Genomic DNA, 11971 nt, shown 5'->3' with positions numbered 1-11971 from the left:
CCCTTTCAGTGTGCGGCGGTCGATGCCGGAGTGTTCGAGTTCAGATAGGTCGCACCGAATGCGGCGAGGAACTCGAATGTGGCGGCGGCGTCCCCGCTGCGGCAGGACACCAGGATCCAGTCGACCCCGGCCTTGTTCAATTCGGCGAATGCCTCGCGGTGCCGGTCGGCCTCCGCCGCGGGATCCGCGAGCGCGGGATCGGAGTAGGAGTACGTGAGGTCGATATGGTCGGCGCGCCCGGCTTGCACCGCGGCCGAGCGGATTTCGGCGATCTTCGCGGCGAGCTGGGGCACGGTGCCGAGTTCGGGAGTGCGAGCGGTGGCGTTCAGTTCGCCGCCGCCGGTCATCGGCATCCAGCCCTGGGCCCGTGCGGCGACCCGGCGACGGCTCAGCGCCGAATTTCCGCCGATCCAGATGGGTATCGGATCCTGCACGGGTCGCGGCCGGGCGATCGCGTCGCGAGCGCTGAAATGTCGTCCCTCGTAGCTGAACGGCTCGCCGCTCCAATGCTGCGGCAGTACGTCCAGGGCCTCGTCGAACAGTGCGTTGCGCTCGTCGAAATCGACTCCCAGGGAGTGGAATTCGCTCTTCTGATAGCCGGCGCCCAGCCCCAGGATCACGCGCCCGCCGGAGAGTTTATCCAGCGTCGCGGCCGACTTGGCGAGCAGGAACGGATTGCGGTACGGCACGACCGCCAGGTTGGTGAGCAGCCGGATCCGCTGGGTGGCCCCGGCCGCGTAGCCCAGCGCCACGAAGGGATCCAGCGTCTGATGCCCGCCCGCACCCAGCCAGCGTGCCCCCGGAACGGGGTGCTCGCTCACCGACAGCGCGTCGAATCCGGCCCGTTCGGCGGCGACCGCGACCTCACCGAGGGGGCCGGTGTCCAGCAGGTCGCCGTCGTACCCGGAGACCTCCGGGTAGTGGAAGATGAACCGCACTACGCTGCCTTTCTGTTCGAGGGTGCGCCGCTGCTGCCGGCGCACGCCCGATCGCTCGATCATACCGGGTTCTCTAGAAAAGAGAACCCGGTTTCCGTTCGGGCGCGGGTGGAAAGTTACGCCGCGGCGATCTCCAGCAGCGCCCGGGTCACCGCCTCCGGCTCGGTGACCATCAGGTCGTGCCCGGTGTCGATATCCCAGAGCCGCCCGGCCGCGCGCGCCCGCTCGACCAGGTCCGGCTCGCGCGTGGCGAGGGTGGAGGTGCACACGATGTGGTATTGGGGCAGCGTGTCGAGCGCCGCGGGGTCGTTCAGCCGCAGTTTGTCCTCGAAACAGCGCCACGGATGCGCGGTGAGCCTGGCGTCCATCCACCGCGCGTCGGCGGGATCGGTGACGCCGTAGAAGGCCGCGGCGTTCTCCATCGGCAGCAGCACCAACTCGACACCCTCGACGGTCTCGCCGAAAGGCCTGGTCGCCTCGATGTACGGTCCGGCGACATCCACCAGCGACTGGCCGTCGACCGGATTGGCCGCGTCCAGGTAGACCAGCCGTCCGACGCGTTCGCGCGCCCGATCGGCGGCCCCGGTGATGACCATGCCGCCGTAGCTGTGCCCGACCAGGATCACCTCCCGCAGATCCTCGTAGTGCAGCAGCGCCGCGACATCCTGGATGTGCGTGTCCAGGCCGATGCCGGCCAGCCGCAGATGGGCGCGTTCGGCCAGGCCCGACAGGGTCGGCGCGTACACCTCGTGCCCGGCCTCGCGCAGCAGGCGCGTCACCTTCCGGTAGCACCAGCCGCCGTGTCCGCCGCCGTGCACCAGTACGTATGTAGCCATGTCACTCCTGAGATCTGGACTCTCGACAGCGGGAGTCGTGACGGGTAACTCGATTACCCGGTGAGGCAGGCTACTCCGAGGCGAAGGGCAATTGTCGGGTTTGAGAATGATGTTCTCAATCGGGTGTGTCTCGGTAGTAACTCGGTTACAGTAGTAACCGTGTTACGGTTCAAGGATGAGCAGGGCGGTCGGGCGCGACGCGCCGAAACGGATCGTCGATGCCGTGCTGGAACTACTACTGGGCGACGGTTACGACGCAGTGCAGCTGCGGGAGGTGGCCCGGCGCGCCCATGTGTCCCTGGCCACGGTCTACAAACTGTTCCCCACCCGCGACGCGTTGATCGTCGCGGCGCTCGAACATTGGATGGCGTCCAACGCCTACCCCGATCTCTCGCCCCCGATGCCGGGCGAGACACTGCACGACGGTCTCATGAGGATCCTGCGACACGTCTTCGAACCCTGGGAGCGCAACCCGCGCATGCTGGAGGCCTTCCATCGCGCCCGCACGGAGCCCGGCGGCCCGCGACTGGACGCGCAGGGTTTCGAGGCCGTGCTGCCGGTGGCCGCCCGGATCTTCGGTGGTGCGGACCCGGAGTATGTCGAGGATGTCGGGCTGGTGCTGGTCAATATGTCCTTCGCGCTGATCGGGCAGGTCGCCGACGGAACACTCGAGATCACCGAGATGCTGCCGATCCTGGATCGTGTCCTGCGCCGCCTGACCGGAAACAACGTGCCGGCCGCCCGGGCCGCGGTCGAGGGGCGCGACGAACCGGATGCGACACTGCTGTCCGGCGTGGCCTCTGCGGTCGAGGCGGTGGTCGACACGACCCGGCGCTCGCAGCGTTCGGAGCCTGGATCGCACTCCGCCGCAATCTGATACGGCAACCGCGCCGCGTCGTCGGCCCTCCGTCGGGGGGTGGTGCTTCTGATCGGGGCCGTCCGATCGAATGAGATAATTTGAGCATTTCATAATTTCAGGTGATCGGCGGTGATTCGATTGCCCGGACATTTTTAATTTCTATTGCTGGAGGTGGCAATAGATGTGTTTTCGCGCGTCTGCAATTGCTTTTGGGAATTATTCTAAAAATTCGCTGAACCTATTGACTCGCCGTGTGGCGCTACGCACAATCATCGAGAGTGGATTCGAGGGGCTTCGGCCCGGACGACTCGCCCCCTAAGTGCTGCGTACAGCGGTGATGAGGCTGCTGCCGCCGTCCGACGTACCCACCTCCGAATTCCTATACCTCCGCATATGTCAGGAGCTCTCAACCATGGTCGATTTCGATACCGTCGACTATTTCACCGACCCCGCCCTGGTTCCGGATCCGTATCCATACTACGAACATTTGCGGGCCCAATGCCCGGTCGTGCGCGAACCGAATTACGGCGTACTCGCGGTCACCGGATACGAGGAGACCGGCCAGGTGCTGCGGGACGGCGAATCGTTCTCCTCCTGCATCGCGGTCGGCGGCCCGTTCCCGCCGCTGCCGTTCACGCCCGAGGGCGACGACATCAGTGAGCAGATCGAGCGGCACCGGACCGAGCTGCCCATGTACGAGCACATGGTGACCATGGATCCGCCGCAGCACACCGCGGCGCGCTCGGTGCTCAGCAAGCTGCTGACCCCGATACGGCTGAAGGAGAACGAGGAGTTCATGTGGCGCCTCGCCGACCGCCAGCTCGACGAGTTCCTCGCCGACGGCACGTGCGAATTCGTCGAGGCGTACGCGAAACCGTTCTCGCTCTTGGTCATCGCCGATCTGCTCGGGGTGCCGGAGGAGGACCACGACGAGTGCCGCGCGGTGCTCGCCGGGGACCGGCCCGGCAGCCAGGTCGGCGCGCTCGACCACGAGAGCGTCGGCACCAACCCGCTGGAATGGCTGGACGAAAAGTTCAGCTCGTACATCACCGACCGGCGGGCCAACCCTCGCGACGACGTGCTGACCCAGCTGGCGCAGGCGAAGTATCCCGACGGCTCCACGCCGGAGGTCATCGACGTGGTGCGTTCGGCCACCTTCGTTTTCGGCGCCGGCCAGGAGACCACCGCGAAACTGCTCGCCGCGTCCATCCGGGTGCTCGGCGAGAATCCGGAACTGCAGCGGACCCTGCGCGAGGACCGCAGCCTGCTGCCGGTGTTCGTCGAGGAGGCGCTGCGGCTGCACGCGCCGGTCAAGAGCATGTTCCGGCTGGCGCGCAAGTCCACCGTGGTCGGCGATGTTCCGGTACCGGCGGGCTCCATCGTGATGCTGTGCCCAGGCGCGGCCAATCGGGCTCCGGAGCGGTTCGAGAATCCGTACGAATTCCGTTTGGACCGTGCGAATTACCGCGAGCACATCGCCTTCGGTCGTGGCGCGCACACATGTCCGGGTGGGCCGCTGGCGCGGGTGGAGGGCCGGGTGTCGTTGGATCGCATCCTCGATCGCATGCTCGACATCGAGATCGACGTGGACAAGCACGGTCCCGCCGACGAGCGCCAGTACAACTTCGAGCCGACGTTCATCCTGCGTGGTCTCAGCGATCTGCACGTCCGGTTCACCCCGAACCCGTAAACGCGCGGAATCATCGAGTGTGAGCGGGTAATTCGTGGCGACGATGTTCGAACCGGACGGCCGTGGGCCGTCCGCCGTGCGGCTGCTGGTGACCGGGATGTGCGTCATCATCGCGGTCGTCGTGGCGGCCGGGCTGATGATCGCGAATTCGCAAGGGGTATTCCGTGGTTCGGTGACCGTCACCGCGGTGCTGGCGGACGTGGGCGACGGGTTGCCGCCGAAGTCCGACGTGAAGTACCGCGGCGTCCTGGTCGGACTCGTGACCGGGGTGAGCGCGGCCACCGAGGCCGGGATGAACCAGGTGCGAATCAGTCTCGACCCGCACGACGCCGTCCGGATCCCGAACACCGTCACAGCGCGCGTGGTGCCCAGCAACGTGTTCGCCGTGCCGTCGGTGCAACTGCTGGACAACGGCGATGCGCCGCCCCTGCGCAGCGGCGCGCACATCGTCCAGGATCGCAGCCTCGCCACGGTGCGGCTGCAATCCTCGCTCGACCGGCTGCGGCAGATCATCGCCTCGGTCGGCCGGGACAGGACCGACAACGCCGTCGGCGTGCTGGCGACGCTGGCGGCGGCCACCGACGGCCGGGGCGCGGCGATCGAGGACGCCGGAGTTCGGTTGCGCGACATCGTCACCCGGCTCACGCCGGTGGTGTCCGCGCGTCCGGCGCCCTCGACACTCGACTCGCTGGCGGCGGCGCTGTCCGAAGTGCAGAGCAGCGCACCGGAATTGCTCGACGCGCTGCACCACTCGATCGTGCCGATGCTGACCATCGCGCAGCAGCGTGTACAGCTCGCCGCGTTGCTCAGCGGCGGGCTGTACACCTCGGGGACGGTCGAATCCGCGCTTGCGCACCGGGAGGACCAGATCATCGGCATCACCACGCACCTGTCCCCGGCGCTGGACACCCTCGGCGACGGCGCGGCGCATTTCCCCCAGATCAGTGAATCGGTCACGCATCTCACCACCGAGTTCGACAAAGTGTGGAATCCGAGCACACAGCGGATCACCGCGAAGGTCATCGTGCAGCTGACCCCGAACCGGCAGTACACCCGCGCGGACTGCCCGCGCTTCGGCAATCTGGCCGGGCCGAGCTGCACGACCGGGCCCGTCGCGTCGCCGGCCGGTGCGGGACTGCCCTCGGGGATGAATCCGAAGAACTTCAGCCCGCCGGCATCGCTCGCACCCCCGCCACCGGTGCCGGGAATGCCCCCGGGGCTGGGCCAGTTGTTCGCCGCTCCGGCATCGCTCGGCACGGCGTCACCGGGAGCGCCCACCGAACCCGATATCGGACCGGTCGGCAGCGTGAACGAACAGCGGCAGATCGCCGGAATACTCGGTGGGCCACCGAATTCCGCCTCGGACATCCTGTTCGGCCCGCTGGCGCGCGGCACGACCGTCTCGGTTGTGCCGGATACGCCCGCGAACAGTTCGACCGTCGATCGAGGAGCGTCATGAGTTACCGCGGATCACTCGGGGTGCTGATCGTGTTCCTCGTCGTCTCGACCCTGCTGACGTGGACGGTCGTGGTGACCCTAGAACGCGGGGTCGGCGGCTCCACCGCGCGGTATTCCGCGTTGTTCACCGACGTGTCCGGGATGAAGGCCGGCGACGACGTGCGGATGGCGGGCGTACGGGTCGGCCGGGTCGACTCGATCGCGCTGACCGGGACCCTGGCGCGGGTCGGGTTCGAGATTCAGAACGACCAGACCATCTACGGCGACACCACGGCCGCGGTCACCTACCAGAACCTGATCGGGCAGCGCTATCTGGAGCTGGCCCGGGGCGGTCACGGCGGCGATCCGGTAAAGCTGCGCGCCGGCGCGGAGATCCCCGTCGCGCGCACCGAGCCGTCGTTCGATATCTCCAAGCTGCTCAACGGTTTCGAGCCGCTGTTCGGCACCCTGGATCGTCACGCGGTGGACAACATCACCTCGGCGCTGATCAACGCGCTCCAGGGGGACAACGGCGCGGTCGCCACCCTGATCGCCGAAACCACGCGGCTGGCGGAGTCGTTCGCCGGACCGGACGAGGTGCTGGGCCGGGTCATCACCAACCTCACCACCATCGTCGGGGATCTCGCGCGCCAGAGCGGCAATCTGACCACCGTCATCGGGCAGACCAAGGCGGTGTTCGATGGCCTCGAGTCGAACCGGCAGACGCTGTTCGGCTCGGTGGACCAGATCTCCCGGGTGGTCGGACGCGTGTCGGATATCGTCGCCGCGGACCAGCCCGCGCTGAGTCAATTCGTCAGCCGCGAACCGGGTTTCACACAGCACTTCCTCGACAACCGCTACAAGTTCGAATACTTCGGCGACAACCTGCCGATGCTGCTGAAGGGGATGTCGCGAGTGGGGCAGAGCGGAGCCTATGTCGATGCCTATGCCTGTGATGTGAGCGTGTCACTGGCTCCCGGCCTGGCGCCCCTGATACCGCAGATCGTCGACGCCGCGACTCCCGGTGGCGTCGCGAAACACACCGCGAAGTGTCGGTGAGCGCCATGGATCTCAGCGAACTTCGCCGCGTCGTCCCGCGGCGCAAGACACTCGAGGACTATTCGAAGGCGTGGCTCGGGTTCGGCGCGCTCGGCCTGCTCGTGCTGGCGATAGTCGTTGCGCTGGCGGTGCATTCGCTGAACTTCGGCCAGCGGCGGGTGGAGGCGGATTTCGCGCAGGCCGCCCAGCTGGGCAACGGTGATCAGGTGACCGTGGCGGGGGTACCGGTCGGACATGTGGCGGGCCTGCGGCTGGCCGGTGACCATATCGCGGTCACCCTGAGCATCGATCACTCCGTGCGGCTGGGATCCGGCACCGGCGCGGCCATCAAATTGACCACGATGCTGGGCAATCGGTACGTCGAGCTGACCCCGGCGGGCGCGGGGGAGCTGCCCGGCGGACGAATCGGCTTGGCGCACACGCAGGTTCCCTACGATCTCGAATCCGCGCTACAGGACGTGACGACCACCTTCGATCAGGTCGACGCCGACCAGGTCGGGCACGCTCTCACCGATCTGTCGAGCCAGCTGTCCGGACTGCCGGGGCTGCTGCCGGCGGCGATGCAGAACATCAAGACCCTGTCGGCGGTGATCGCCGAACGCCGCGATCAGCTCGGCGCGTTGCTGAACAGCACGAGTCAGTTGACCGACCTGATCCAGGGCCAGCGCGCGAACCTCGGGGCACTGTTCACTCAGGGGTCGAATCTGTTGCAGGAGATAGTCACTCGGCAGCGTGCCATCGAATCCATGCTCACGGCCACCACCACGCTGGTGCACACCCTCACCCCGATCGTGGTGAACGATCAGCCCGAATTGCAACAGCTGCTGGGCAATCTGAACGCCATGACCGGCATGCTGAGCCGCCATGACGACCTGCTGCGCAACATCCTGCAGATCCTGCCCGTGCCGTGGCGCACCTGGGCGAACTTCACCGGCGCCGGAACCGAACTCGACGCCAACGCACCCGACGGCGCATTCATCGACTCGTTCATGTGCGCGCTGGTCGGGCGGGCGCCGCAGGTGAATCTGCCCCCGTACTCGAAGGACTGCCGATGAGCCTCTCGTCTCGGCTGCCCCGCCCGACTCGCCGCACGCGCCTGGCGCTGCTGGTGGCGCTCGTCGTCATCGTGGCCGCCTTCTTCACGGTCCGATCGCTGACCGGTGGCAGCCAAAACATGTCCGTCACAGCACGATTCGACAGCGCGGCCGGGCTGTACACCGGTAATGCTGTGGATGTGCTCGGGATGCGGGTCGGCACGGTCACCGCCATCACGCAGCGCGGCTCTTACGTCGAGGTGCGGATGAACGTGACACGCTCGGTGCCGATCCCGGCCGGCGCGACCGCGGTCACGGTCTCGGACTCTGTGCTGACCGACCGGCACGTCGAGTTCACCCCCGCCTACCACTCCGGACCGGTGCTGAGCGACGGCGCGGTCCTGGGTCTGGACCGCACCCGCACACCGATCGCCTTCGACAACGTTTTGGCCATGGCCGACAAGCTGTCCAAATCGCTGGCCGGGGACGGTGCGGGTCACGGGCCGATCGCCGGTCTGGTGGGCCTCGGGTCCGATATCGCCGGACAGGACGGCACCGATATCAGTAGCGCGCTGGATCAGCTGTCCGCCGCGCTGCGGATGGGCGGCGATCACGGCGCCGCCACCCGCGACGCGATCACCAGGATCGTGAACGACCTGGATTCGCTCGCGGCCACCGCCGCCCGCAACGATCAGCAGATCCGTCAGTTCGGCTCGGCCATTCACCAGACCAGTGACTTTCTGGCCCAGCAGAACCTGGGCTCGGGCGACACAGGGGCGCAGCTGAACCAGATCCTGTCCACGACATCGGATCTGCTGCAACACAACCGGGCCTCGCTGGCCTCGACCGTCGGCAACGGTGAGGTGGTCACCCGCAGCCTGTCGGACTACCAGCGCAATATCGCCGAATACATGGATCTGTTCCCGCTGGTCACCGACAACGCGTACCAGGTGATGGATACGAAGCAGGGCTTCGGGCGGGTGCACATCAATGTGGACAAGGTGCTGCTGGACGGGCAGATGGTCAAGGAGGTGTGCAACCTGCTGAACATGAAACAGCTGGGCTGCAACACCGGAAAGATGTCCGATATGGGGCCGGACTTCGGGGTGGTCGCCATGCTGGCCGGGATCGCGGGGTTGCCGAAATGATCACGCCGAAAAGGGTTTCCATCGCACTGTCCGCCACCGTGCTGCTCGTCGCGCCGCTGACCGGTTGCGGTGTGGGGCTGGACAGCGTCCCGCTGCCCGCGCCGTCGGTCGGCCCGCACGCCTACACCCTGACCGCGACCTTCGCCAACGCCCTGAACCTGCCGACCAAGGCGACGGTCCGGCTCAACGGTGCGGACATCGGGCAGGTCGAATCCATGGCCGCGCACGACTATGCCGCCGTGGTCACCATGCGCATCCGCGCGGGCGTCTCGCTCCCGGCCGGCACCGGCGCCGAATTGCGTTCGGCCACACCGATGGGCGATGTCTTCATCGCGATGACCCCGCCCCAGCATCCCGGCGACAAGCTTCTGCACGACGAGGACGCCATCCCCGAGTCGGCCACCTCGGCCGCCGCGACCATCGAGGAGGTCCTCACCCGGGCCGCACTTCTGGTCAACGGTGGCGTGATTCGGGACCTGACGAAGGTGATCAACGGCGCGGGAACGGAATTGGACGGCCGCGGCGAGCGGCTCTCGGACCTGATCAACCGGACCACCGCGCTCGTGCGCACGCTGGCCGACCGCTCGAACCAGATCCGGGACGCGGTACACGACGCGGACACGCTGACCGCGACGGTGGCCGCGCAGCAGTCCACGATGAACGACGCCATCGCGGCCGCGAGCCCGGCCTTGCAGGTCGTGGGCGACAACACCCAATCCATCGTCGCGCTGGCCTCCCAGCTGAGCAGTATCGCCACACAGCTCGACCGCTTCCCGTCGGTCAACGGTACCGGAAAACGCAGCCTGGTCGCCGATATGAACAATCTGGCCGCGGGCCTGAACACCGCCGCCGAAGATCCCCGCGCCAACCTCGACACGACCCTGCGGACGATGTCCATCGTCGGCGGTAAGGACCTGAACTCGACCGGCGCGGCGGCCGACGCCGATATCACCCAGTTCGCCGTCGGCGCGGCCCCGGACCCGAACTTCCCCGGCGACCCCGCGGCGCGCTGGCCGGACGCGACCGACTGGACCAATTTCGTCGGCTCGCTGGCATATACGTTGCAGCGGCTGCACGACCGAGTAGTGGGACCGGGACGATGAGCGAGCGAACTGCGGGCAGTGCCCGCGATATGCGCATTCCGCAATCGAGAACCGGCCTCCAGCTACATTCTCCGGGTCGAATTGTCGGAAACCGGAGTTTCGAGGCGGGAAAATGTAGCGATAGGCCGGGTCGTCGCGTGGTGGCGTGGGGTCGGCTCGCGGAGTGCGGTTCGGTGTGGTGGCCGTGCGCTGATGCCTGGCGGGTCGCGGGGTGTGGGAGAACCGGCCTCCGGCTGCATTCTTCGGGTGGAATTGTCGGGAATCAGAGTTTCGAGGCGGAAAAATGCAGCGATAGGCCGGGTTGCGGGTTGCGGTCTGCTCGCAGAGTGCAGTGTGGCGGCCGTGCCCTGAGACCGGGTCATGGGCGTAGTGCCGGGTCGCCATCGCGGGGAGCGGCTCGGAGAACCGGCCTCCGGCTGCATTCTTCGGGCGGAATCCTCGGAAACCAGAGTCTCGGGGCGGGAAAATGCAGTGATAGGCCGGGCTTGGTCCCGTTGCCGTCGCGCAGTCCCGAAGCACGGGGGCGAGCGCCGGGGATGGGACTCGTCAGCGGCCCCATCGGCCGGGCACACGAACCGGACCCGCCTGGCCGGGGGGCGAGAGCCCAGGACGGCGGCTGGCGGCACGAGGGGTATCACGACGGTCGAATGCGCAGGTCCGGGCAATGAACGTACGAACGACAGGGGCGGGAACCGCCACACTCGCATCGCGATCGCTGGAATCCGGCGGGCGCCTGGTCGGGGTCGCGGGTGGGGTGCTGGTCGCGGCGGTCATGCGGCTGTCCCGGCATCGGCTCACGGTGTCCTGGGTGGCACTGCTGATCGTGCTTGTCGTGGGGGCGGCCTACCTGGTGATGGGGTCGTTGCAGATCGATCCGTTCGCCTCGACCTACCGGATCCGGGTCGAACTGCAGGATTCCGGTGGGCTGCTGCCCGATCGGGACGTGACGGTCCGGGGCGTGCGGGTGGGGCGAGTGGATTCGGTCGAGATCGCCGGGACCGGCGTCGAGGCCGTCGCCTCCATCGATTCGCGGGTGCGGATCCCGAACACCGGCACCGTCCGGGTCGCCGGGCTGTCGGCGGCCGGGGAGCAGTACCTGGACTTCGCCCCGGCCACCTCGGATGGTCCGTATCTGGCCGACGGCTCGGTCGTCGGCACGAACCGCACCTCGACCCCGGTCACCCTGGCACAGGTGCTCGGTGACCTGGATGGCACTCTCGCCCAACTGGATCCGGCGAAACTCCATGCGATCGTGACCGAACTGGGCGGCAGTTCCGCCGCGCCGGACAAGCTCGCCGCGATCATCGATGGGGGCGCCTTCCTCATCACGACGCTCGACAATGTTGTGCCGCAGACGGTCTCGTTGCTGAACGACAGCCAGGTGGTGCTCGGCACCGTGCGCGATCTGGCCCCGGGGCTGGGTGCGACCGCCGCCGACCTCGATCACACCCTGGCCGGAGTGGAGCGGATGACCGGCGGTTACCGCACCCTGGTCACGATGACCCCGCAGACGCTGAAAACGATGGACGCGCTCATCGCCGACAACTCGCCGACCATGGTGCAGTTGCTGGGCAATCTCACCACCGTGGCACAGATGGCCTATCTGCACGCGCCGGCGATGCACGAGCTGTTCTTCCCGCAGCAGCGGGCCGGATCGTCCGCCGACGCGGTCGCCTCGGGCTTCCATGACGGCTACGCCTGGGCCGTGGCCAGCATCTACCCACGCAAACAGTGCGACTACAACACGCCGCGCCTGCCGGTCGGCATCCCCAACTACCCCGAGCCCTACCTGTACGTCGACTGCACCGACCCGGACCCCACGCTCCTCCCGCGCGGCGCCCGCAACGCGCCCCGCCCCGTCGGCGAC

General features: G+C 67.5%; 10 protein-coding genes. 8 read left to right on the top strand and 2 right to left on the bottom strand.

Features of this window, described 5'->3' with window-relative positions; genetic code table 11:
* Window positions 1–5 precede the first annotated feature (5 nt).
* A complete protein-coding gene (locus JZ791_RS14055; RefSeq protein ID WP_216894885.1) occupies window positions 6–1001 on the bottom strand; it encodes an LLM class F420-dependent oxidoreductase in 996 nt (331 codons plus the stop codon).
* Between the two features lie 53 nt (window positions 1002–1054).
* On the bottom strand, window positions 1055–1774 hold the full coding sequence (locus JZ791_RS14050; protein ID WP_216894884.1) for an alpha/beta hydrolase: 720 nt from the start codon (window positions 1772–1774) through the stop codon (window positions 1055–1057).
* Between the two features lie 175 nt (window positions 1775–1949).
* Between JZ791_RS14050 and JZ791_RS14045 the strand changes: the two genes are divergently transcribed.
* From JZ791_RS14045 to JZ791_RS14010, 8 genes are all read left to right on the top strand, one after another.
* Window positions 1950–2651, top strand: coding sequence for a TetR/AcrR family transcriptional regulator (locus JZ791_RS14045; protein WP_216894883.1), 702 nt, complete (start codon window positions 1950–1952; stop codon window positions 2649–2651).
* Between the two features lie 394 nt (window positions 2652–3045).
* Window positions 3046–4323 carry a cytochrome P450 gene (locus JZ791_RS14040; RefSeq protein ID WP_216894882.1) on the top strand — a complete coding sequence of 426 codons (1278 nt, stop codon included), beginning with the start codon at window positions 3046–3048 and terminating at the stop codon, window positions 4321–4323.
* A 43-nt stretch (window positions 4324–4366) separates the two neighbouring features.
* Window positions 4367–5782: an MlaD family protein gene (locus JZ791_RS14035; RefSeq protein ID WP_254205699.1), complete on the top strand. Its 1416-nt coding sequence runs from the start codon at window positions 4367–4369 to the stop codon at window positions 5780–5782.
* Window positions 5779–6819 (top strand): MCE family protein, encoded by a 1041-nt coding sequence (locus tag JZ791_RS14030; RefSeq protein WP_216894880.1) that lies wholly within the window; start codon window positions 5779–5781, stop codon window positions 6817–6819. Before JZ791_RS14035 ends, JZ791_RS14030 begins: the two co-directional genes overlap by 4 nt.
* A 5-nt stretch (window positions 6820–6824) precedes the next feature.
* Window positions 6825–7874 (top strand): MCE family protein, encoded by a 1050-nt coding sequence (locus JZ791_RS14025; RefSeq protein ID WP_216894879.1) that lies wholly within the window; start codon window positions 6825–6827, stop codon window positions 7872–7874.
* Window positions 7871–9001, top strand: a complete 1131-nt coding sequence (locus tag JZ791_RS14020; RefSeq protein WP_254205696.1) for an MCE family protein — start codon at window positions 7871–7873, stop codon at window positions 8999–9001. The genes JZ791_RS14025 and JZ791_RS14020 overlap by 4 nt, the downstream gene beginning before the upstream one ends.
* A complete protein-coding gene (locus JZ791_RS14015) occupies window positions 8998–10104 on the top strand; it encodes an MCE family protein (protein ID WP_216894878.1) in 1107 nt (368 codons plus the stop codon). Before JZ791_RS14020 ends, JZ791_RS14015 begins: the two co-directional genes overlap by 4 nt.
* 664 nt (window positions 10105–10768) lie before the next feature.
* Window positions 10769–11971 (top strand): MlaD family protein (locus JZ791_RS14010; RefSeq protein WP_254205695.1); only part of this gene is annotated, 1203 nt, incomplete at its 3' end.

It is taken from the genome of Nocardia alni (assembly GCF_019038435.1).
GTDB classification, from domain to species: domain Bacteria; phylum Actinomycetota; class Actinomycetes; order Mycobacteriales; family Mycobacteriaceae; genus Nocardia; species Nocardia alni.
This window is presented reverse-complemented; position numbering and strand designations above follow the sequence as displayed.